Here is a 22,468-nt window from a genome sequence, read left to right on the forward strand (position 1 = left end):
CCGGAGAGCCTTGGAGGTGAGCGTCGTCAGGGGGCCAATGATAAGCCACTTTCACCCTGATCGTTCCCACGCTCTGCGTGGTAACGTCTCCTGTGACGCTCCGCGTCACGCTGTTGGGACGCGGAGCGTCCCGGGCTGCATTCCCACGCGGAGCGTGGGAACGATCAACACCCCTCAAGCAGATCAAGTGATAGGCGCCGGATTGAACAACGTAATGTCGTTATGCAGCTTGTGCTTCTCCGCCCACGTCTGCTGCTTGCCGCTCGCCACATCCAGGTAGTAGTGGAACAGCTCCCAGCCCAACTCTTCGATGGACGCGCGTCCGGTAGCAATCCGCCCGGCATCGATGTCGATCAGATCCGGCCAGCGCTGCGCCAGTTCGGTACGGGTCGAAACCTTCACCACCGGCGCCATGGCCAGACCATAAGGCGTACCACGTCCGGTGGTGAACACATGCAGGTTCATCCCCGCCGCCAGTTGCAACGTGCCGCAGACAAAATCACTCGCCGGCGTCGCACAGAAAATCAAACCCTTCTGCTTGAAGCGTTCCCCCGGGCCGAGCACGCCGCTGATCGCACTGCTGCCGGACTTCACGATCGAGCCCAACGACTTCTCGACAATGTTCGACAACCCGCCCTTCTTGTTGCCCGGCGTGGTGTTGGCGCTGCGATCCGCCTCGCCCTTGGCCAGGTATCGGTCGTACCAGTCCATCTCGCGCACCAGTTCCTCGGCAACGGTTTTGCTCTGCGCCCGTGAGGTCAGCAGGTAAATCGCGTCGCGCACTTCGGTGACTTCGGAAAACATCACCGTCGCCCCCGCCCGCAGCAGCAAGTCGGAGGCGTAACCCAGCGCCGGGTTGGCGGTGATCCCGGAAAACGCATCGCTGCCGCCGCATTGCATGCCGAGGATCAGCTCGGACGCCGGCACGGTTTCCCGGCGGCGCTGGTCGAGTTTCTTCAAGCGGGTTTCGGCCAGTTGCATGATCTGTTCGATCATCTCGGTGAAACCGTGACTGGAATCCTGCAAGCGATACAGCCAAGGCTCGCTCAGATCCACCGACGCATCGTCTTCGTGCATTACCTGACTGGCCTGCAGTTTCTCGCAGCCCAGGCTGATCACCAACGCCTCGCCACCGAGGTTCGGGTTGCGCGCCAGATTGCGCACGGTACGGATCGGGATGCAGGCGTCGGTGGCCGTGATCGCCACGCCGCAACCGTAACTGTGGGTCAGCGCCACCACGTCATCGACGTGCGGGTACTTCGGCAATAGTTCGTCCTTGATGCGTTTGACCGCGTGATCCAGTACCCCGGTGACGCACTGCACGGTGGTGGTGATCCCGAGGATGTTGCGCGTGCCGACGGTGCCGTCGGCATTGCGATACCCCTCGAATGTGAAGCCTTCCAGCGGCGCCTGGGCGGCCGGCACGTCGGTGGACAGCGGAAGGCTGTCCAGCGGCGGCGCGGTCGGCATGCGCAATTGATCTTCCTTGACCCAACTGCCACGGGGAATCGGCTGCAACGCGTAGCCAATGATCTGGCCGTAACGAATCACCGTGCCGCCCTCGGGGATGTCCACCAGGCTGACCTTGTGACTCTGCGGCACGAAATCCACCGTCACCAGGCCATCGGCGAAAGCGGTGCCGGCCGGAACGCCCTGGTCATTGACCACGACCACTACGTTGTCCCGCTCGTGCAGGCGGATGTAGCGCGGCGAGTCGGAATGTTCAATCAGCTGCATGACGCCGCTCCTCAGGAATGCGCTTGAGACAATTTACCGGTGATTTCGGAACCGCCACTGGTTGGCGGCTCTTTGAGTACCACACGCTTGATCGGGCCGACGATCACCAGATAGCTGAACACCGCCACCAGCGCGTTGGCGCCGACAAACACCAGCGCCCACTTGAACGAACCGGTGGAGCTGATGATGTAGCCGATGACGATCGGGGTGGTGATCGACGCGATGTTGCCAAAGGTGTTGAACAGGCCACCGCTCAGACCGGCGATCTGTTTCGGCGAGGTGTCGGACACAACCGCCCAGCCCAGCGCGCCCACGCCTTTGCCGAAGAACGCAAGGGCCATGAAGCCGACTACCATCCATTCAACGTCGACATAGTTGCAGGCCACGATGCTGCTCGACACCAGCAGACCGGCAATGATCGGCGCCTTGCGGGCGAAGGTCAGCGAGTGGCCCTTGCGCAGCAGGTAATCAGAAATCACCCCGCCGAGAACACCGCCGATAAAACCGCAGATCGCCGGCAACGAGGCAATGAAACCGGCCTTGAGGATGGTCATGCCGCGCTCTTGCACCAGGTACACCGGGAACCAGGTCAGGAAGAAATAGGTAATGCCGTTGATGCAGTACTGGCCCAGGTAAACGCCGAGCATCATGCGATTGGTCAGCAACTGGCGGATGTAATCCCATTTCGGGCCGTCAGCCTTTTTGCCTTGTTTCTGGTCCATGTCGACCATGCCGCCGTTGTCGGCGATGAACTTCACTTCCGCTTCGTTGGCCATCGGGTGCTGGCGCGGGCTGTGGATAATCTTGAGCCAGACCAGCGAGAACACGATGCCGAGCAGGCCCATGACGATGAACACATGCTCCCAGCCGAAGGTGAACACGATCCAGCCCATCAGCGGCGCGAACAACACCGTCGCAAAGTACTGCGCCGAGTTGAAGATTGCCGAAGCGGTGCCGCGTTCCGCGGTCGGGAACCAGGCCGCCACAATGCGCGCGTTGCCGGGGAACGAAGGCGCCTCGGCCAGCCCCACGAGGAAGCGCAACATGAACAGCGCCACAACGGCCGTGGACATGCCGAACTCACCGACGAAGCCTTGCAGCACGGTGAACAGCGACCAGGTGAAGATGCTCAGGGCATAGACTTTTTTCGAGCCGAAGCGATCGAGCAGCCAGCCACCGGGAATTTGCCCGGCCACGTAGGCCCAACCGAATGCAGAGAAGATGTAGCCGAGGGTGACCGCGTCGATGCCGAGGTCTTTTTGCAGACTGGAGCCGGCGATCGCGATGGTGGCGCGGTCGGCGTAGTTGATCGTGGTCACCAGAAACAGCATGAGCAGGATCAAATAGCGGACGTGAGTCGGCTTGGACGATTGCATGTAGATGTACTCCCACTGATTATTTTTATGCGCGGGTGAATCTTCTTTGGTCTTGCGTTGTGGGAGCCGGGCTTGCCCGCGATGCAGGCGCCCCGGAATGTCTGTCACACCGAGGTGATGCTTTCGCTGGCAAGCCAGCTCCCACAGATAGTGCGTCTATCAGGAACCGATGTAGCTGGTCTTCACGACCGTGTAGAACTCCTGCGCATAGCGCCCTTGCTCACGTGAGCCATAGGATGAACCCTTACGGCCACCGAACGGAACGTGGTAATCGACACCGGCGGTCGGCAGGTTGACCATCACCATCCCGGCCTGCGAATGACGCTTGAAGTGGTTGGCGTACTTCAGCGACGTGGTGGCGATACCCGCCGACAGACCGAATTCAGTGTCGTTGGCCATGGCCAGTGCCGCCTCGTAATCGGCCACGCGGACGATATTGGCCACCGGACCGAAGATCTCTTCGCGGCTGATGCGCATCGACGCTTCGCTGTCGGCAAACAGAGTCGGCGCGAGGAAGTAGCCCTCGGTGTCGCAAGTCACAAGACCACCGCCGCTGACCACGCGCGCACCTTCGGACTGGCCGATGTCGATGTATTTCAGGTCCTGCTCAAGCTGTGCCTGCGAGACCACCGGGCCGATGTCGGTGCCGGCCTTCAGCGCGTGACCGACCTTGATCGACTTCATGCGCTCGGCCATGGCATCGACGAACTTGTCGTGAATCCCGGCGGTGACGATCAGTCGGCTCGATGCCGTGCAACGCTGGCCGGTGGAGTAGAAAGCGCTCTGCACCGACAGCTCGACCGCTTGCTTGAGGTCGGCGTCGTCGAGAATGATCTGCGGGTTCTTGCCGCCCATCTCCAGCTGAACCTTGGCCTGGCGCGACACGCAGTTGACCGCGATCTGACGGCCCACACCGACAGAGCCGGTGAAGCTGATGCCGTCGACCTTCGGGCTGTTGACCAGCGCTTCCCCCACCACGCGACCGCTGCCCATCACCAGGTTGAACACACCGGCCGGGAAGCCTGCGCGGGAGATGATTTCGGCCAGTGCCCAGGCGCAACCCGGCACCAGATCCGCCGGTTTCAACACTACGCAGTTGCCGTAGGCCAGGGCCGGGGCGATTTTCCACGACGGGATGGCAATCGGGAAGTTCCACGGGGTGATCAGGCCGACCACGCCGAGGGCTTCGCGGGTCACTTCAACGTTGACGCCCGGACGCACCGACGGCACGTAGTCGCCGGAAAGACGCAGGCATTCACCCGCGAAGAACTTGAAGATGTTGCCGGCGCGGGTCACTTCACCGATAGCTTCCGGCAGGGTCTTGCCCTCTTCCCGGGCCAGCAGGGTGCCGAGTTCTTCACGACGGGCGAGAATTTCGGTGCCGACTTTGTCCAGCGAGTCATGACGGGCCTGAATCCCCGAAGTCGACCACGCCGGGAACGCGGCGCGCGCGGCGTCGATGGCGGCGTTGACCTGAGCAAGGTCAGCCTTGGCGTAATCGCCGATAGTGTCGCTCAGCTCGGACGGGTTGATGTTGACCGAGTAATCGTTGCCGGCGACCCATTCACCGTTGATGTAGTTGTCATAGCGCTTGGTCACGAATCATTCTCCTGACGCAAAAGGCCGCTGATCGCTCAGCGGCCTTGTTTATAGGGTTGGGTTACTGCGCACCTTGCTTGTCGATCAGCGCGGCGAGCATTTCGTACTCTTCGCGGGTCAGGTCGGTCAGCGGCGCCCGCACCGGGCCTGCGTCATAGCCGGCGATCTTGGCGCCTGCCTTGACGATGCTCACGGCGTAGCCGGCCTTGCGGTTGCGGATGTCCAGGTATGGCAGGAAGAAGTCGTCGATGATCTTGCCGACGGTGGCGTGATCTTCGCGGGCGATGGCGTGGTAGAACTCCATCGCGGTTTTCGGAATGAAGTTGAACACCGCCGAGGAGTAAACCGGCACGCCCAGGGCCTTGTAGGCCGCAGCGTAGACTTCGGCGGTCGGCAGACCACCCAGGTAACTGAAGCGATCGCCGAGACGGCGACGGATCGACACCATCAGTTCGATATCGCCCAGACCATCCTTGTAACCGATCAGGTTCGGGCAGCGTTCGGCCAGACGTTCCAGCAGCGGCGCGGTCAGGCGGCAGACGTTGCGGTTGTAAACAACCACGCCGATGTTGACCGATTTGCACACGGCTTCAACGTGGGCGGCAACGCCGTCCTGGCTGGCTTCGGTCAGGTAGTGCGGCAGCAGCAACAGACCTTTGGCGCCCAGACGCTCGGCTTCCTGAGCGTATTCGATGGCCTGGCGGGTCGAACCGCCGACACCGGCAAGGATCGGCACGCTGCTGGCGCAGGTGTCGACGGCAGTCTTGATGATTTCCGAGTATTCGCTGGCAGCGAGGGAGAAAAATTCACCGGTGCCACCGGCGGCGAACAGGGCTGAAGCACCGTACGGGGCCAGCCATTCCAGGCGTTTGATGTAGCCAGCGCGGTTGAAATCGCCCTGAGCATTGAAATCGGTCACCGGGAACGACAGCAGGCCGGCGGAGAGGATGGACTTCAGTTCTTGTGGATTCATTATTCGAACACCCTGGTAGCAACGTTTTTTGTGAGTGGACCGTTCAGCCTTCGCCGAAGTTGTAGGTCATCGTACAACTTAAAAGATAACCGTCAACTGCATTTCATCGCTGGCAGGCATTTTTGTCGGACAGGATTTCTTTTTGACGTAGGAAATTTCTCGTCTAGAGTGGATTTGACTGTATATGCATACAGTTAAATAAAAACTCACCGATGACATATCAAGGAGAAAGAAATGTCCGGTCTACAAACAAAATGCCTGGAAAAACCCACGCCGGTCATCGCCCGGTTCAATGATCTTTTCACCTCCGACGGCATCGCTTTCAGTACCGAAAATCCGCATCTGTTGCTGCATATCGCCGACTCGCACAGCGATGTCGAACCTGCGACCGCCCTGCCCGCTCAAGCCTTGAAAGGCAAACCGCAGTTACGCTTCGAGGGCGCGGAACACACGGCTATCGGCGATAACACACGGCTGCGTTTCGGAGAAAATGCCGAGCCGCTTCTTGCGCAAAACGTGCCCTTGCATCTGCCAAATGGATCGGCACTGACCTACGGCCAGGTACTGGCGCTGGGAGGAGATTTCTACGGTGTCGTCGACCGTCCGATCAATGAAGGCGCGACACCGGCGGATCGCCTGCAACGCTTCACGGCAGCCTTCGACACCCTCGCCGCGCTGCCGGCTTCAAAGGCCGAAGCGGTACAGATTCTCGCGATCATGCAAAAAGAGATCGACGCGGTTAACCAGGCGATCAAGGACGGCAAGCAACCCCATGAGGCCTATGACGCCTTGGGAGATACGTTGTCGGAAGAGTGGAACAAGATCACCGGTGGCGGCAGCTTTGTCTCGGCCCTCTTCCCGCTCGGGCGCTATCTGAAACTGGCAGCGAACAACGCCGACCACTTCGGCGAATGGGCACGTCAGGCCTACATCGCCGGGCATACCGCCGCCCTGCAAGTCGCCGCTGCCGCCCACGCCAGTCAGGACGAACTGCAACTGGAACGGGCCTACGCGATGAACGCGTTCGCCGATCACTACCTCACCGACCTGTTCTCCTCCGGGCATCTGCGGGTGCCGCGCAAGGCCATGGCCGCAGCAGTGACGCCGAGCGACCTGGGTTCGCTCATCACTCGCTTCATGCACGATGAAGACAGCAAGTTCGGCCTCAAGGTACGCAACGGACATGGCGAACAATGGCGTGCGTTTGGTGACAAGCGCTACTTCGACGCCACCGATGTCGACAACCGAAAGCAGGTGAATCAGGCAGTGCAGGATTCGGCGGACGAGGTGTATGCCGCGTACTCAAGCGGCAGCGTGCCGACCACCTTCAACGCGCTGCAACGGTTGCCGGATCTGACAGCCGTGCTGGATCCGGCCAACAACTTCTCGCCACTGTTCCGCCTTCAGGGCAACAAAGTCCTGCGGCGCAAGGACGTCAACAACCTCAACGACACCACCACCGTCGACGATTGGTGGGGCTGGAGCACTTACCTGCTGCTCAAGGACTACCAACCAACCGGCAACACGAATTAAGGAGTGATTCGATGACGATCAAATTGAAAGTGGAACTGGCCTCGGGCCAATCGTTGAAAGGTGCGCCGCTGCAATTGCTGCGTGACGGCGTGGCCATCGCCCGCACGTCGGTGGATGCTCAGGGCCGGGCGACGTTCGACGTCAGGCCCGGCCCGGGCAAGCTGGCGGTCAGGGTCGATCGTTCGATTCTGCCCCAGAGCTGAAATGCCCGGACAAGATTGCTCCGGCGCGCCTCACCGATTCGCCGGGTAAAGTGCGACGACTGCCGCGAAGGATCGCGGCAGATCTTTCAAGGAGAACGAAGCATGACGTTTGCCACTGCACACCTTCCGCAATTCCCCGACCACGCCAGCGATTCGATCATCCTGCGGCTGTCGACTCTGGATGACGATTTGATCGTCCGGGTGCCCGACGGGCAGAACACACCGCCGAACTGGGATGTGTACCCGATTCTCGGCGCTGATCCTGAAGAGCCTGAATGGCTGGGCCTGTCGGAACCGACCGGCGTCTGGGATGAAGCACTCGATGACATGGTCGGCCTGACCGGGATCGAACTGAGCATCCCGAAGTTCGAGCTGGAAAAGTACCTGAACAGTACCGTTGAGCTGCGCTACAAGTTTGCTGATGAGGCCAGTCTGGAGCCGTGTTCGGAGCCGTTGAGACTATATATCGAGGCCTGATCACGCGCGGGGGATCAATTGCGACCGCTTGTCGCCACTGTTATTTCTGACAGTGGCACACCGGCACACAAAGAAGCTCAACTGGCGGGGTACAAAAAGATTGCACTCACCCCGACCCAAGGAGAGTTTCTCATGCAGACACTACAATTATCCCCATTTAAATCTACTTGCCCCAGCGGAAGCACCTCAGGCGCCAAATGGAGTGCTGGACACCAAAAAACTGGATGGCGTTTTTCTACTCGATTTCTTTTATGAGGGGAAAGCAGCAAACCAACAGATCGACATAACAATTGCAGTCAAGCCCGACCGCTTTAGCCCCCCTATACCATGGGGCACTAGATTTACGACCTCGGCAGCCGGAAAGGAACAGGTCTCTCTGGATTCAAGAAGCCTTTTCAACTATCAATTCAAAAATGGGTCCGCAGAAATCAGCTACATCGCAACGATAGACGGAACCACGCAACCATCAAAGGTATTACCGCTATCTATAGTCGACACCGTATGACGTTTTCCCGCACTTCCAGAGTTCAGCCCTGCGCCTGCGCTTCTTCGTGCGCCTGACGCAGCCGTTCGCGGCTGTTGGTCAGGTGCAGGCGCATGGCCGCGCGTGCCGCATCGGAATCCTGACGGGCGATGGCGTCGTAGATTTCCTCGTGCTCGCGGCTCAGGCGATTCATGTAGTGCTGCTGATCGTCATGGGCCAGGCGCGCCGAGTTCAACCGAGTGCGCGGAATGATGCTGGTGCCCAGGTGGGTCATGATGTCGGTGAAGTAGCGATTGCCGGTGGACAGCGCGATTTGCAGGTGGAATTGAAAGTCCGAGGCCACCGCATCGCTGGCATGGGCCACGCTTTCGTTCAGCGCATCGAGGGCGGCGCGCATTGCGGCCAGTTGTTCGGCGCTGCGACGCTGCGCGGCGAGGCCGGCGGATTCGACTTCCAGGCTGATGCGCAATTCGAGAATCGCCAGCACATCACGCAGAGTGACCACGGTAGCCGGGTCGATCCGGAAACCGCTGGGGCTCGGGGTGTCGAGCACGAAAGTACCGATGCCATGACGGGTTTCCACCTGACCTGCGGCCTGTAGCCGGGAGATCGCCTCGCGCACCACAGTGCGGCTGACACCATGGGCTTCCATGATCGCCGACTCGGTGGGCAACTTGTCGCCACGCTTGAGCAGACCGTCGCGGATTTGCTCGGTCAGCACCGTCACCAGTTCTTGAGCCAGGCTGCGGCGCTTGCGAGGGAGGCGCGGGGTGTCGATCAGGTTTTCCATGGTCTGCATCTTGTCTCGAAATTTCGGCTTGTGGGCATCATAGCTCAAGCGAGTTGTACGATCACTTTCCGTTTCCACGCAAATCCTGTGGGAGCTGACAGGCCAGCTCCCACGAGAGAGGTGCGGATAAATCAGGCGGTCACGGTCTGCTCGACCAGATGCCCGCCATCGATCCGCACATGCCGTGGATGGAAGCGCTTGAGGCTGCTGCGATGGCCGACGCTGACGATGCTCAGACCCGGCAACTGATCGATCAGCGCCTGATACAACGTGGCTTCGTCTTCTTCGTCCATCGCCGACGTCGCTTCGTCCATGTACAGCCATTGCGGTGCATAGAGCAGCGCGCGGGCGAAGGCCAGACGTTGCTGTTCGCCCGGCGAGAGCATGCGCTGCCAGTGGTTGGCCTCGTCCAGTCGCGCCACCAGATGCGGCAAGCGGCAAGTCTCCAGCACTTGTGCGTAACGCTCTGGCGCGTAGGTTTCGCCCGGTTGTGGATAACTCAAGGCGTCGCGCAGGGTGCCGATCGGCAGATACGGTTTTTGCGGCAGAAACAGATGACGCGACGCCGGCAAGCGAATACTGCCGTGCCCCGCCGGCCACAGATGCCCCATTGCCCGCAGCAGTGTCGACTTGCCGCTGCCGGAACGGCCGCTGAGCATCACGCGGTCGCCCGCTTCCACCGTCATGTCAGCGCTGGTCAGCAGGTGACGACCGTCGGCCAGATCCAGGCCCAGGTTATGAACCTTCAGCTCATCGCCCTGATTCTGCACATCGATGGCCGGCGAACGCTCTTCGTTATCGGTCATGGCCTGCCGGAAACTCAACAGACGATCGGAGGTGGCTTTCCAGGCTGCCAGCGACGCATAGGCATCGATGAACCAGCTGAAGTTCTCCTGCACGTTGCCAAACGCCGAGTTGATCTGCATCAACTCACCCAGTTCGATCTTGCCGGACAGGTAACGGGGGGCCGCAACGATGAAGGGAAAGATGATTGCGATCTGGCCATAACCCGAGGTGAAGAACGTCAGGCGCTTGGACACTCGCATGATGTCCCAGAAGTTGTGCCAGACCAGACCGAAGCGGCTGCTCAGGCGACGGTTTTCGTTGGGCTCGCCGTTGTACAGCGCGATGCTCTCGGCGTTTTCGCGCACCCGCACCATGGAGAAACGCAGGTCGGCTTCGAACCGTTGTTGCTGGTTGTTCAGGCCGATCAGACGTCGACCGATCAAATGTGTCAGCCAGCTGCCGACCGCCGCGTACAGCAGCGCACACCAAAACATGTAGCCCGGAATTTCGATGCCGAAAACTTCGATGCTGCCGGACACGCCCCACAGAATGATCGAGAACGACACCAGGCTGACGATTGTGCGGATCAAGCCCAGGGCGAGACTCAAGGTCGTGCTGGTGAACGTGTTGAGGTCTTCGGAAATCCGTTGGTCAGGGTTATCGGTATAGCCGCCCTGCTCCAGTTGGTAGTAGTTCTTGTGCCCCAGCCAGCGCTTGAAATGGTTTTCGGTGAGCCACGCCCGCCAGCGGATGGTGAGCATTTGCGTCAGATACTGGCGGTACACCGCACCGAGAATGGCCACGGTCGCAATCCCGCAGAAGTACAGGATCAACTGCCAGAACGCCGCCTCATCCTTCTTTTGCAGGGCGTTGTAGAAATCCTTGTACCAACTGTTGAGCCACACCGAGATGCCCACGCTGAACAGCGACAGGGCGATAACGGCGATCAGCAACGTCCAGGCCTTGCCCTTCTCTTCGCTGCGCCAATAAGGCGTGGTCATGGCCCACACCTTGCGAAAAAACTGCCCGCGCACAGCATCGTTGACCGCGGAATATTCAGCGTTCTGATTCATGGAAAAGGCTCGATAAAGAAAAGAACAGACACGCACCGATCATAGATGATCGGTGCGTTTTATCGCGAGGGCTGGCGATGGTCGTTCAGCGCAGGTTCAGCGACGAACCGGGCGCTTCTGCAGTTTGCGCTGCAGGGTGCGGCGGTGCATGCCCAGGGCGCGGGCAGTGGCAGAGATGTTGCCTTCGTGCTCGGTCAGCACGCGCTGGATGTGTTCCCACTGCAGGCGATCCACCGACATCGGGTTTTCCGGCACCAGGCTGTCGAGATCGGCGTGTTCGGACAGCAGCGCTGCCAGCACGTCGTCGGCGTCGGCCGGTTTGCACAGGTAATTGCAGGCGCCGCGCTTGATCGCTTCGACGGCGGTGGCAATGCTCGAATAACCGGTGAGGATCACCACGCGCATTTCCGGGTCCAGTTCCAGCAGCTTCGGCAGCAGGACCAGACCGGAGTCGCCGTCCATTTTCAGGTCCAGCGCGGCGTAGTCCGGCAGATCGGCCTGGGCGATGGTCAGGCCTTCCTCGGCGGAACCGGCGGTGCTGACGCGGAAACCACGGCGGGCCATGGCACGGGCCATCACCCGGGTGAAGGTCGCATCGTCATCGACCAGCAGCAAATGCGGCAGTTCTTCGCCTTCGACTTGGATTTCGTCACTCATGTTGCTCTCCTCGGGCGCCGTGGGGCAGGCGCAGCTCGGTGAGCGTGCCGCCTTCCTCATGACTATAGAGTTTCACTGAGCCGCCGGCGCGTGTCACGCTGGCCTTGCTCAAAAACAGGCCCAGGCCGAAACCTTTGCCCTTGGTGGTAAAAAACGGTTTGCCGATCTGCTCGGCGATGGCCAGCGGCACACCAGCGCCATGATCGCGAATGCTGATGGTCAGGTCTTCGGCGGTCCAGTCCAGGGTCACCTGAAGGTTTTCCGGGCAGGCATCGGCGGCGTTGTTCAGCAGATTCAACAAGGCCTGGGTCAGATCCGGCGGCGGTGCCACACGCGGCAACGGGCCCTGGCCCAGGCGCTGGAAGCGATAACTGGCTTCCGGACGCATCAGGTGCCAGCGGTTGAGCGCCTCGTCGAGCCAATCGGTAACGTCCTGCATCTCCACCGCCATCCGGCGATTGGCTTCGGCGGCGCGCACCAGTTGTTGCAGGGTCTCCTTGCAGAGTTTCACCTGATCCTTCAGCACTTTCAGGTCTTCCTGAAGCATCGGGTCGTGATGATCCTGCTGCATTTCGTTGAGCAAGACGCTCATGGTCGCCAGCGGTGTGCCCAGTTCATGAGCGGCACCGGCAGCCTGCGTCGCAACGGCCAGCAATTGCTGATCGCGCAGGCCTTCTTCGCGACGGATCGCACGCAACTCTTCCTGCCGGCGAAGCTCTTCGGCCATGCGCGCGGCGAAGAAGGTAATGACCGCTGCCGCCAGCGCGAAGCTCAGCCACATGCCGTAGATCTGCAGGTTCTCCCGCGCCACCGGCAGGGTTTCCAGCGGATAGAAATGCGTCAGCATCAGCGTGTACAAGGCCAGCGCAATGCCCGACAGCACCACCGAATAACGCCACGGCAACGTCACCGCAGCGATGGTCAGCGGCACCAGATAGTACGAAACGAACGGGTTGGTCGAACCACCGGAGAAATACAGCAAGGCACTGTGGATAACCAGATCGCAGGCCAGTTGCAGCGCGTATTCGAGCTCGGTGACCGGCCACGAAGTGCGCAGGCGTACAGCGGTGAACACACACAGCAGAATCGAACAGCCGAGGGTCATCACCAGTTGCACCCACGGCAACGGCAACAATTCCAGCCAGTAGGCCAGGCCCACGGAACCGGCCTGCGCGGCGAGCACCAGGGTGCGGATGAAAGTCAGCCGCCAGAGGTTCTGGCGAGTGGCGGAAGTCAGTTGTACGGGGGCGAGCATGAGCTCTCCTGATGAGCGCTCCAGGCGGATCGCACGGAGTATAACCAAGGCGCGCGCTTGAGAGGCGAAAGTGCGGCAAACGACCACATGGCGCAAAGATTTTCTGCGGCTATAAGGGCCCCTTCGCGAGCAAGCTCGCTCCCACAGGGGAACGCGTCCCAAATGTGGGAGCGAGCTTGCTCGCGATTGGCTGCGCAGCGGCTGCCGGCCATCTGTATAGAAGTTGTAACTGGGCGAACCGGATCATAAAAGCTAGAGTCTGATGGTTTCACGCAGGCCCCGAACCATCACCTGCGCCCTCATCAAGGAGCTTTCATGCACACATTTCGCCGCAGCGCCGCCCTTCTCGCCCTGACCGTCGGCAGTGTCGCCAGCCTTCCGGCCCTGGCCGCCGATGAGCTGCACTACAACCAGATTTCCCTGCGTGCCGAAGTCAGCCAGGAAGTGGCCCGCGATCTGATGATCGTGACCCTCTACACCGAAGAACAGAACACCGACCCGGCCAAACTCGCCGCCGACGTCAGCACCACCATGAACAAGGCCCTGGCCCAGGCCAAGCAGGTCAAAGACATCACCCTGCGCCAGGGCAGCCGCAACAGCTACCCGATCTACGACACCAAAGGCCAGAAAATCACCGGCTGGCGCGAACGCGCCGAACTGCGCCTGGAAAGCGCCGACTTCGCCGCCCTGTCCAAACTCACCGGTGAACTGCTGACCGACCTGAAAATGGGCGGCATGGACTTCGCCATCGCCGACCCGACCCGTAAGGCCAGCGAAGACAAACTGCTGAAAGAAGCCGTCACCGCCTTCAAGGCCCGCGCCCAACTGGCCACCGACGCCCTGGGCGGCAAGGGTTACAAAATCGTCAACCTGAACCTCAACAGCAACGGCTACCCGCAACCGTACATGCGCGCCCCGATGATGATGAAAGCGGCGGGCATGGATTCAGCACCCGTGACGCCTGAGGTCGAAGCCGGCACCAGCCAGGTCAGCCTGACCGCCGATGGTTCGATTGAAGTGTTGATGCAGTGATTGAGTGACGGCTGAATGAAAAACCGGCGATCAGGAATGATCGCCGGTTTTTTTATGCCCGGGATTTGGGTTGTCAGCTCCGCCGTCATCGCTGGCAAGCCAGCTCCCACCCGTTCTGTGGATTTATTGAAATCGCGCACGACCCTGTGGGAGCGGGCTTGCCCGCAATGAACGACGACGCGGTCGTCAGGCTCGCGGATCAACCCGATCCAGCGCCCGGTTCACCGCAAGCTCGGCCAGCATGATGATCTGCTGGATGCCGAGCGCCGTACTGCGCTGCGAACCGCTGAGTTCATTGGCAAAATTGCTCGCGATCGTACTGGCCGACGCCAGGGATTCGCAGGCATTGACCAACAGGCTTTCGGTGTCGACGTTGGGCGTGACCATATACATCGTGCTCGGGCGCGGTTTGGAAGGGTTGGGGCACAGGTAATAGTCGAGGGCGCGTTTGATGGCTTCGCGGTTGCGGGCGAGGTCTTCGGCGCGCATGGCTTCTTCGAGGGGGGTGGGTGTTTCGAAGGGTGGATCGGGGACAACCTTGTTCATTGATTAACTCCTTGCTGACTTGAAGCCACCAAATGCCGTTCTCACGCGGCGAAGAGGTGGCAGCTATGTGCGGGGTGAGAAACCGGGCAAGGAGATTCCGGCCAGACCAAAGTCTGCCCGCACACAGCCGCCATAAATCAATTACAGGCAGCAGGAATGCTGGCGGCAATTATGGTCGGACTGACGTTTGAATAACACTCGCTTGCCTGGGTTCTCACACCCAATCACAGAGTTTTCTGCGACAACCGAAGACTAGAGAGCGTGGTTCCGACGGACAACCTGAAAAACTTGTGGGAAGGTTCGGTGAATCCCACACATCTTTAAACATCCGAAAATGGAACGCGGAGCGTCCCGGGCTGCATTCCCACGCGGAGCGTGGGAACGATCAAAAGCTGCCCTCACCCTAGCCCTCTCCCGGAGGGAGAGGGGACTGACCGCGTCGTTTAAATGAAATACGCCGACGTGAGATATCGAAGGTAAATTCAAAATCCGAAAAGCACACAAACCGCTCTAGCTGTTGCCCCACCACCACTCAACAGGATGAGCGTTAGCTCGGCTGCAGCTTTTGATCTTGATCCACGGGCGACGTCGGAAGGCTGAGTGGAGGGATTTATCCGGGGGTGGGAGCGCAGCGACCGTTTGGCGAAGCCAAACACATCGAGAGGAGGTGCAGCGAAGCAAACCGTAGGCGATGCCCCCCGGATAAATCCCGGAGCGAAGGAACCCCGAGCCTCAGCGAGGGGCCGAACGCAGGAGCAAGCGTTTTTGGTTACTTTTTAGGCGTTTGTAAAAAGTGACCCGCCGTAAGGGCGGAACCCTAAGAAGCCGTTACCGCAGCAACGGATATGTACACAAGCCCAGATATACCGAGATAGACGCATCCCCTCAAAAAACGATATTTCCGATCCCCCTCAAATCCCCGCTAACCTCAAGGAACAACCACCTCCAGACCCACGGGCCAGACATGCAAAGAACCACCCTAAAACCACTCCTGATCACCCTGGCCCTGACCGCCATAACCCCCATCGCCAACGCAGCAACAACCCTCGTCTACTGCTCCGAAGCCAGCCCCGCAGGCTTCGACCCCAGCCAATACACCAGCGGCACCGACTTCGACGCCTCCGCCGAAACCGTCTTCAACCGCCTCACCCAATTCAAACGCGGCAGCACCGACATCGAACCGGGCCTGGCCACAAGCTGGGACGTAAGCCCGGACGGCCTCCAATACACCTTCCACCTGCGCCAAAACGTAAAATTCCACACCACCGACTACTTCACCCCGACCCGCACCTTCAACGCCGATGACGTGCTGTTCACCTTCCAGCGCCTGCTCGACCCGGAAAACGCCTTCCGCAAGGCCTACCCTGCCGAATCCCCGTACTTCACCGACATGGGCCTGAACAGCACAATCAAATCCGTGGAAAAGCTCGACGAAAACACCGTGCGCTTCAATCTGAACAACGTTGACGCCGCGTTCGTGCAAAACCTCGCCATGAGCTTTGCCTCGGTGCAATCGGCCGAATACGCCGCGCAGCTGCTGAAGGAAGGCCACGCCACCGACCTCAACCAGAAACCGGTCGGCACCGGCCCGTTCGTGTTCAAGCGCTACCAGAAGGACGCGCAGATCCGCTACGCGGCGAACAAGGACTACTGGAAACCCGAGGACGTGAAGGTCGATAACCTGGTGTTCTCGATCACCCCGGACGCCGCCGTACGCCTGCAAAAGCTCAAGACCGGCGAATGCCAGGTCAGCGGCTACCCGCGCCCGGCCGACATTGAAGTGATGGAAAAAGACCCGAACTTGCGCGTATTGAAGCAGGCCGGATTCAACCTCGGCTTTCTCGCCTACAACACCACTCATCCACCGCTGGATCAGCTCAAAGTGCGCCAGGCGCTGGACATGGCCATCGACAAACCGGCGATCATCAAAGCGGTTTATCAGAGTGCCGGGCAGCTGGCGCAAAACGCCTTGCCGCCAGCGCAATGGTCGTTCGATCCGAACATAAAAGACGCGCCGCATGACCCGGTAAAAGCCAGGGCGCTACTCAAGGAAGCCGGGGTTGCACCGGGTACAACCATCAACCTCTGGGCCATGACCGTGCAGCGCGCCTCCAATCCGAATGCACGAATGTCGGCGCAGATGATCCAGCAGGACTGGGAGAAGATCGGGATCAAGGCCAACATCGTCAGCTATGAATGGGGCGAGTACATCAAGCGCGCCAAGAATGGCGAACACGACGCGATGATCTACGGCTGGACCGGTGACAACGGCGACCCGGACAACTGGCTGGGCGTGCTTTACAGCTGCGCCGCGGTAAAAGGCAGCAACTACGCCAAGTGGTGCGATCCGGCTTACGACAAACTGGTGCAGCAGGCCAAGGTGTCCACCGATAAATCGCAACGGGTAAAACTGTATCAACAGGCGCAACTGATCCTCAAACAGCAGGTGCCGATCACGCCGATCGCCAATTCCACGGTGTTCCAGCCACTGCGCAAGGAAGTCACCGACTTCAAGATCAGCCCGTTCGGTCTAACCCCCTTTTACGGGGTGGGTATAAATAAGTAACACCCGGCCCCAATCCGGCGCGCACAACGTGACCGGCGCACCGTTTTGGGGCTTCGTTTGCACCGTAAAAACCGGCCGCAAACGGTCAAATGCGTCAGAAGTTATACGGATGCGACATTAAGGTACGTTCGTGCCACGCTTTGACGCCGCCGAGCGCTCTGGATCTTGCATTGGGTATGGGCCCTGCATAAGTATCCGCAGGCACGACTCACGAGGTCGTACCTCACTACTAAAAAATGACAACAAATCATGAGGCCAACATGCTTAAACACGCGGTCATTCCGTTTTTAGTCGGCGCAGGCTTGTTAGCCTCCGCACCTTTCGCTTCCGCTGCGACTAACCTGGTGTTCTGCTCCGAAGGCAGCCCGGCCGGTTTCGACCCAGGCCAATACACCACCGGAACCGACTTCGACGCCTCAGCCGAAACCATGTTCAACCGTCTGACCCAGTTCGAGCGCGGCGGCACCGCCGTTGTTCCTGGTCTGGCGACCAAGTGGGACATTTCTGATGACGGCCTGACTTACACCTTCCACCTGCGTGAAGGCGTCAAGTTCCACACCACCCCGTATTTCAAGCCGACTCGTGACTTCAACGCCGACGACGTGCTGTTCACCTTCAATCGCATGATTAACAAGGATGACCCGTTCCGTAAGGCGTACCCGACCGAATTCCCGTACTTCACCGACATGGGGATGGACACCAACATCACCAAGATCGATAAAGTCGACGACCACACCGTCAAGTTCACCCTCAAAGAAGTCGACGCCGCGTTCATCCAGAACATGGCCATGAGCTTCGCGTCTGTTCAGTCCGCCGAGTACGCAGCCCAGCTGCTGAAGGAAGGCAAGGCTGCCGACATCAACCAGAAGCCGATCGGCACTGGTCCGTTCGTGTTCAAGAGCTACCAGAAAGACTCCAACATCCGTTACACCGGCAACAAGGACTACTGGAAGCCTGAAGACGTGAAGATCGACAACCTGATCTTCGCCATCACCACCGACCCGTCGGTACGTATCCAGAAGCTGAAAAAGAACGAGTGCCAGGTCACCCTGTTCCCGCGTCCGGCCGACCTCGCCGCACTGAAAGCCGACCCTGCGCTGAAAATGCCGGACCAGGCCGGTTTCAACCTGGGCTACATCGCCTACAACGTGATGGACAAGGTCAAGGGCAGCAACGAGCCTAACCCGCTGGCCGACCTGCGCGTTCGCCAGGCACTGGACATGTCGGTCAACAAGCCTCAGATCATCGACTCGGTTTACCAGGGCGCCGGCCAACTGGCCGTCAACGCCATGCCGCCGACCCAGTGGTCCTACGACACCACCATCAAGGACGCCAAGTACGATCCCGAGAAAGCCAAGCAGCTGCTCAAGGAAGCCGGCGTCAAGGAAGGTACCGAGATCGTCCTGTGGGCGATGCCGGTGCAGCGTCCCTACAACCCGAACGCCAAGCTGATGGCTGAAATGCTCCAGTCCGACTGGTCCAAGATCGGCCTGAAAGTGAAGATCCAGAGCTACGAATGGGGCGAGTACATCAAGCGCTCCAAGGGTGGCGAGAACCAGGCGATGATCATTGGCTGGAGCGGTGACAATGGTGATCCGGACAACTGGCTCAACGTGCTGTTTGGTTGCGACTCCCTGAGCGGCAACAACTTCTCCAAATGGTGCGACAAGAAATTCGACGGCCTCGTGAAAGAAGCCAAGCGCACCACTGACCAGGCCAAGCGCACCGAACTCTACAAAGAGGCGCAGCACGTCCTCAAAGATGCAGTCCCTATGACACCTATCGCTCACTCGACGGTGTATCAACCCATGCGCGCCAACGTGCAGGACTTCAAGATCAGCCCATTCGGCTTGAACTCCTTCTACGGCGTCAGCGTCAGCAAATAAAAGAAGCAGCGGCGACGTTTTCAGCGTCGCCGCTGTTTTTTTTGCCGAGAAGTTAGGAATCTGCCTACAAACTTTTCCAACCGGTCTTACCGGGCTGGTTCAGGACGTGTTGCCTTTTCCTACGAGTCTTTAGGACTCAGCGCATTTACTGCCAGACCCACGGCCCCTACCGTCGGGTTCTGACCAGTGACTGCGTGGACCATCGGTTTTGCTGCCGTATTGGTTTGAACTCGATGCCGCCACAACTTCCCTGGACGGGATCGCGGCGCATTGAACAACACTAAAAAAGAGGGAGCGTCATGCGCCATACCTTGGTTTTTTCCGCATTGCTGGGCGCCGGTCTGTTGACCGCCGCGTCCGCCAGTTTCGCCGCCAGCAACAGTCTGGTGTTCTGCTCCGAAGGCAGCCCGGCCGGTTTCGATACCGCGCAGTACACAACGGCGACCGATAACGACGCCGCCGAACCGCTGTACAACCGACTGGCCGAGTTCGAAAAAGGCGCGACCAATGTCGTACCGGGCCTGGCAACCAGCTGGGATATTTCCGAGGATGGTCTCAAGTACACCTTTCACCTGCGTGAAGGTGTGAAGTTTCATACAACGCCGTACTTCAAACCCACGCGCGACTTCAATGCCGACGACGTGCTGTTCACGTTTAACCGCATGCTCGATCCGCAACAGCCATTCCGTAAGGCTTATCCGACCGAGTTCCCGTATTTCAACGGGATGAGCCTCAACAAGAACATCGCCAAGGTCGAGAAGACCGGGCCGCTGACCGTGGTCATGACGCTCAACAGCGTCGACGCCGCGTTCATCCAGAACATCGCCATGAGCTTCGCCGCCATCCTGTCCGCCGAGTACGCCGACAAGCTGCTGGCCGAAGGCAAACCGAGCGACATCAACCAGAAGCCGATCGGCACTGGCCCGTTCGTGTTCAAGAGCTATCAGAAAGACTCGAACATCCGCTACACCGGCAACCCGCATTACTGGGATCAGAGCCGGGTGAAGCTGAAGAACCTGATTTTCGCGATCAATACCGATGCTTCGGTACGCGTGCAAAAGCTCAAGGCCGGCGAATGCCAGGTCACGCTGCACCCGCGTCCGGCCGATGTACCGGCACTGAAGAACGATCCGAAACTGCAATTGATCGAGAAGCCGGGCTTCAACCTCGGCTACATCGCCTACAACGTGCGCCACAAGCCGTTCGACCAGCTCGAAGTGCGTCAGGCACTGGACATGGCGGTGAATAAACAGGGGATTCTCAACGCGGTTTATCAAGGCGCCGGCCAACTGGCCGTCAACGCCATGCCGCCGACCCAATGGTCCTACGACGACACCATCAAGGACGCCGCCTACAACCCGGAAAAAGCCAAAGAGCTGCTCAAGGCTGCCGGCGTCAAGGAAGGCACCGAGATCACCCTGTGGGCGATGCCGGTACAGCGTCCGTACAACCCGAACGCCAAACTGATGGCCGAAATGCTCCAGGCTGACTGGGCCAAAATCGGTCTGAAAGTGAAGATCGTCAGCTACGAATGGGGCGAGTACATCAAGCGCACCAAGAATGGCGAGCACGACATCAGCCTGATCGGCTGGACCGGTGACAACGGGGATCCGGACAACTGGCTCGGCACGCTGTACAGCTGCGATGCCATCGGCGGCAACAACTACTCCATGTGGTGCGATCCGGCTTACGACAAGCTGATCAAGCAGGCCAAGGTCGTCACCGACCGCGACCAGCGCACCGTCCTCTACAAACAGGCCCAACAACTGCTCAAGCAGCAAGTGCCGATCACGCCTGTCGCCCACTCGACGGTCAACCAGCCGCTGAGCGCCAAAGTCGAAGGGTTCAAGGTGAGCCCGTTCGGTCGCAACGTGTTTTCGGGTGTCAGCATCGATTAAACAAACAACCGATTAGCCGCAACGCTGAGGGGGCCGTCTACCCCCTCACGCAAGCGCTTTGCCGAAATTCGCCATTCAGGCCTTTTGCAAACGTTTGCGATGTGTGAATGAGTTCTAAACCAATAACCGGCCAACCAAAAAAAGCCGGCATAAAAAGAAAGTAAAGGAGCTTCACCCATGAAACTGAGCAATACCGCGATACTGGCCTTGGCCATCAGCAGCATCACCGCCACGGCTTACGCGGAAACCCAAAGCCAGGCGTTCACCCCGGTGACCGTCAATGAAAAGAGCGCCCAGGCCGAAGCCACCGGCTTCCTCGAAGGCTCCACAATCAGCGGCACGACCCGTAACTGGTACGCCAACGAACAACTCAAGCGCGGCGGCAAGTTCACCTATCGCAAGGATGGCGTGGCCACCCCGACCGACCGCCGTATCAACTGGGTGCAAGGCACCATCGTCAAGTACAACTCGGGCTTCACCGAAGGCACCGTCGGTTTCAGCACCGAAGTGGCAGCGTACAACGCCATCGCGCTGGAACGTGACCGCGAGAACCTGGCGGCCAACAATGGCGGCGCACCAGGCACCCGTCCGGGCGCGGGCAACAACCGTACCCTGACCCGTGAAGGCGGCGAAGCCCAGGGCCAGTGGAGCAAAGTCGGCCTGGCCAACGTCAAGGCACGCATCTCCAACACCACCCTGACCGCCGGCCGCATGAACTTCAGCAGCCCGCAGGTTGATGTGATCGGCAACCGTCCGCTGCCATCGAGCTTCGAAGGTATCGCGATCCATAGCGAAGAGCTGAACAATCTGTCCTTCGACCTGGCCTCGTTCGACCGCGTTTCGCCGCGTACCGAAGAAAGCCTGAGCAAGTTCCGCTCCGAATACGGCGCGATCGATGCCGAAGCCGACCACGTTCACACCGGCGGCATCTCGTACCAGCCGTTCGCCAGCCTGACCACCAGCCTGTGGGGCACCCAGGCCGAAGACCTGTGGAACCAGTACTACTTCGGCGCCACCCACGTGCTGGGTGACAGCTCGGTGCTGGCTCTGACCACCGGTCTGAACTACTACAAGACCGTGGATGAAGGTAAGAAGAAACTGGGTGAAATCGACAACGACACGTACTCCCTGTCGTTCGGCCTGACTCACCAGGCGCATACCCTGACCTTCTCCTACCAGGAAGTGAACGGTAACGAGTACTTCGACTACCTGCACGAAACCAACGGCATCTACCTGGCCAACTCCCTGCTGTCGGACTTCAACGGCCCGAACGAGAAATCCTTCCAGGTGGCCTACGGTCTGAACATGGCCGAATACGGTGTGCCAGGCCTGAAGTTCAACATCTACCAGGCCCGCGGCTGGGGCATCGACGGCACTCACTACAAGGGTGGCGGCTACGATGGCGTGCAGTCGATGGACGGCGAACACCACTATGAATACGGCATCGGTGCCACTTATGCCGTACAGAGCGGTCCGCTGAAAGCCACCACCGTTCGCGCGACCTACACCGCGCACCGTGCAAGCGAAAACCAGGCTGACGGCAGCATCAACGAGTTCCGTCTCGTGACCACCATTCCATTCAACATCCTGTAAAAAC

Annotated in this window: 17 protein-coding genes; 8 read left to right on the top strand and 9 right to left on the bottom strand. The window is 59.7% G+C overall.

Translation table 11 applies throughout. The features are described from left to right. Window positions 1-183 precede the first annotated feature (183 nt). The 4 genes from garD to kdgD form a co-directional block, all read right to left on the bottom strand. Entirely contained in the window at window positions 184-1,737 is a 1,554-nt protein-coding gene (garD, locus tag MKZ87_RS25450) for a galactarate dehydratase (protein WP_266202123.1), read from the bottom strand. An 11-nt stretch (window positions 1,738-1,748) separates the two neighbouring features. Then, window positions 1,749-3,113, bottom strand: coding sequence for an MFS transporter (locus MKZ87_RS25455; protein WP_085698440.1), 1,365 nt, complete (start codon window positions 3,111-3,113; stop codon window positions 1,749-1,751). 159 nt (window positions 3,114-3,272) lie between these two features. Beyond that, window positions 3,273-4,712, bottom strand: coding sequence for an aldehyde dehydrogenase family protein (locus MKZ87_RS25460; RefSeq protein ID WP_085698439.1), 1,440 nt, complete (start codon window positions 4,710-4,712; stop codon window positions 3,273-3,275). 61 nt (window positions 4,713-4,773) lie between these two features. Next, window positions 4,774-5,685 carry a 5-dehydro-4-deoxyglucarate dehydratase gene (gene kdgD / locus MKZ87_RS25465; protein ID WP_085698438.1) on the bottom strand — a complete coding sequence of 304 codons (912 nt, stop codon included), beginning with the start codon at window positions 5,683-5,685 and terminating at the stop codon, window positions 4,774-4,776. A 234-nt stretch (window positions 5,686-5,919) separates the two neighbouring features. On the opposite strand from kdgD, the gene MKZ87_RS25470 reads away from it, so the two are divergent. The 3 genes from MKZ87_RS25470 to MKZ87_RS25480 all read left to right on the top strand — a co-directional run bounded on the left by MKZ87_RS25470 (window position 5,920) and on the right by MKZ87_RS25480 (window position 7,898). Then, window positions 5,920-7,218, top strand: coding sequence for a phospholipase (locus MKZ87_RS25470; protein WP_085702462.1), 1,299 nt, complete (start codon window positions 5,920-5,922; stop codon window positions 7,216-7,218). An 11-nt stretch (window positions 7,219-7,229) separates the two neighbouring features. Next, window positions 7,230-7,421: a hypothetical protein gene (locus MKZ87_RS25475; RefSeq protein ID WP_085702461.1), complete on the top strand. Its 192-nt coding sequence runs from the start codon at window positions 7,230-7,232 to the stop codon at window positions 7,419-7,421. 102 nt (window positions 7,422-7,523) lie between these two features. After that, complete coding sequence (locus tag MKZ87_RS25480; RefSeq protein ID WP_085702460.1) at window positions 7,524-7,898, top strand: hypothetical protein; 375 nt, start codon at window positions 7,524-7,526, stop codon at window positions 7,896-7,898. A 527-nt stretch (window positions 7,899-8,425) separates the two neighbouring features. Here MKZ87_RS25480 and MKZ87_RS25485 read toward each other — a convergent pair. The 4 genes from MKZ87_RS25485 to MKZ87_RS25500 all read right to left on the bottom strand — a co-directional run bounded on the left by MKZ87_RS25485 (window position 8,426) and on the right by MKZ87_RS25500 (window position 12,943). Next, window positions 8,426-9,172: a FadR/GntR family transcriptional regulator gene (locus tag MKZ87_RS25485; protein WP_178076455.1), complete on the bottom strand. Its 747-nt coding sequence runs from the start codon at window positions 9,170-9,172 to the stop codon at window positions 8,426-8,428. Window positions 9,173-9,303: 131 nt separating this feature from the next. Beyond that, window positions 9,304-11,031, bottom strand: coding sequence for an ABC transporter ATP-binding protein/permease (locus MKZ87_RS25490; protein WP_085702459.1), 1,728 nt, complete (start codon window positions 11,029-11,031; stop codon window positions 9,304-9,306). Window positions 11,032-11,127: 96 nt separating this feature from the next. Then, the gene (locus tag MKZ87_RS25495) at window positions 11,128-11,688 is read right to left on the bottom strand and encodes a response regulator transcription factor (RefSeq protein WP_003221630.1); all 561 of its coding nucleotides are present in this window, start codon (window positions 11,686-11,688) and stop codon (window positions 11,128-11,130) included. Beyond that, on the bottom strand, window positions 11,681-12,943 hold the full coding sequence (locus MKZ87_RS25500) for an ATP-binding protein (RefSeq protein WP_085698432.1): 1,263 nt from the start codon (window positions 12,941-12,943) through the stop codon (window positions 11,681-11,683). Before MKZ87_RS25500 ends, MKZ87_RS25495 begins: the two co-directional genes overlap by 8 nt. A gap of 315 nt (window positions 12,944-13,258) precedes the next feature. Here MKZ87_RS25500 and MKZ87_RS25505 point away from each other — a divergent pair, with 315 nt between their 5' ends. Further along, complete coding sequence (locus MKZ87_RS25505; protein ID WP_085698431.1) at window positions 13,259-13,975, top strand: SIMPL domain-containing protein; 717 nt, start codon at window positions 13,259-13,261, stop codon at window positions 13,973-13,975. Window positions 13,976-14,161: 186 nt separating this feature from the next. Here MKZ87_RS25505 and MKZ87_RS25510 read toward each other — a convergent pair whose 3' ends face one another. Next, window positions 14,162-14,521 (bottom strand): DUF6124 family protein, encoded by a 360-nt coding sequence (locus tag MKZ87_RS25510; RefSeq protein WP_085702457.1) that lies wholly within the window; start codon window positions 14,519-14,521, stop codon window positions 14,162-14,164. 964 nt (window positions 14,522-15,485) lie between these two features. On the opposite strand from MKZ87_RS25510, the gene MKZ87_RS25515 reads away from it, so the two are divergent. From MKZ87_RS25515 to MKZ87_RS25530, 4 genes are all read left to right on the top strand, one after another. Then, window positions 15,486-17,087, top strand: a complete 1,602-nt coding sequence (locus MKZ87_RS25515) for an ABC transporter substrate-binding protein (protein WP_266202124.1) — start codon at window positions 15,486-15,488, stop codon at window positions 17,085-17,087. 260 nt (window positions 17,088-17,347) lie between these two features. Further along, entirely contained in the window at window positions 17,348-18,973 is a 1,626-nt protein-coding gene (locus tag MKZ87_RS25520; protein WP_085698428.1) for an ABC transporter substrate-binding protein, read from the top strand. 299 nt (window positions 18,974-19,272) lie between these two features. Next, on the top strand, window positions 19,273-20,871 hold the full coding sequence (locus tag MKZ87_RS25525; protein WP_266202125.1) for an ABC transporter substrate-binding protein: 1,599 nt from the start codon (window positions 19,273-19,275) through the stop codon (window positions 20,869-20,871). Between the two features lie 177 nt (window positions 20,872-21,048). Next, window positions 21,049-22,464: an OprD family porin gene (locus MKZ87_RS25530; RefSeq protein ID WP_266202126.1), complete on the top strand. Its 1,416-nt coding sequence runs from the start codon at window positions 21,049-21,051 to the stop codon at window positions 22,462-22,464. Window positions 22,465-22,468 lie beyond the last annotated feature (4 nt).

It is taken from the genome of Pseudomonas sp. MCal1 (assembly GCF_026341415.1).
Lineage (GTDB): Bacteria > Pseudomonadota > Gammaproteobacteria > Pseudomonadales > Pseudomonadaceae > Aquipseudomonas.

Coding starts and splice junctions, on each gene's coding strand:
- MKZ87_RS25505 (WP_085698431.1), top strand. CDS start 13,259: ATGCACACATTTCGCCGCAGCGCCGCCCTTCTCGCCCTGACCGTCGGC.
- MKZ87_RS25475 (WP_085702461.1), top strand. CDS start 7,230: ATGACGATCAAATTGAAAGTGGAACTGGCCTCGGGCCAATCGTTGAAA.
- MKZ87_RS25485 (WP_178076455.1), bottom strand. CDS start 9,172: ATGGAAAACCTGATCGACACCCCGCGCCTCCCTCGCAAGCGCCGCAGC.
- MKZ87_RS25500 (WP_085698432.1), bottom strand. CDS start 12,943: ATGCTCGCCCCCGTACAACTGACTTCCGCCACTCGCCAGAACCTCTGG.
- MKZ87_RS25470 (WP_085702462.1), top strand. CDS start 5,920: ATGTCCGGTCTACAAACAAAATGCCTGGAAAAACCCACGCCGGTCATC.
- MKZ87_RS25530 (WP_266202126.1), top strand. CDS start 21,049: ATGAAACTGAGCAATACCGCGATACTGGCCTTGGCCATCAGCAGCATC.
- MKZ87_RS25495 (WP_003221630.1), bottom strand. CDS start 11,688: ATGAGTGACGAAATCCAAGTCGAAGGCGAAGAACTGCCGCATTTGCTG.
- garD (WP_266202123.1), bottom strand. CDS start 1,737: ATGCAGCTGATTGAACATTCCGACTCGCCGCGCTACATCCGCCTGCAC.
- MKZ87_RS25455 (WP_085698440.1), bottom strand. CDS start 3,113: ATGCAATCGTCCAAGCCGACTCACGTCCGCTATTTGATCCTGCTCATG.
- MKZ87_RS25525 (WP_266202125.1), top strand. CDS start 19,273: ATGCGCCATACCTTGGTTTTTTCCGCATTGCTGGGCGCCGGTCTGTTG.
- MKZ87_RS25490 (WP_085702459.1), bottom strand. CDS start 11,031: ATGAATCAGAACGCTGAATATTCCGCGGTCAACGATGCTGTGCGCGGG.
- MKZ87_RS25510 (WP_085702457.1), bottom strand. CDS start 14,521: ATGAACAAGGTTGTCCCCGATCCACCCTTCGAAACACCCACCCCCCTC.
- MKZ87_RS25480 (WP_085702460.1), top strand. CDS start 7,524: ATGACGTTTGCCACTGCACACCTTCCGCAATTCCCCGACCACGCCAGC.
- kdgD (WP_085698438.1), bottom strand. CDS start 5,685: ATGAATCCACAAGAACTGAAGTCCATCCTCTCCGCCGGCCTGCTGTCG.
- MKZ87_RS25520 (WP_085698428.1), top strand. CDS start 17,348: ATGCTTAAACACGCGGTCATTCCGTTTTTAGTCGGCGCAGGCTTGTTA.
- MKZ87_RS25515 (WP_266202124.1), top strand. CDS start 15,486: ATGCAAAGAACCACCCTAAAACCACTCCTGATCACCCTGGCCCTGACC.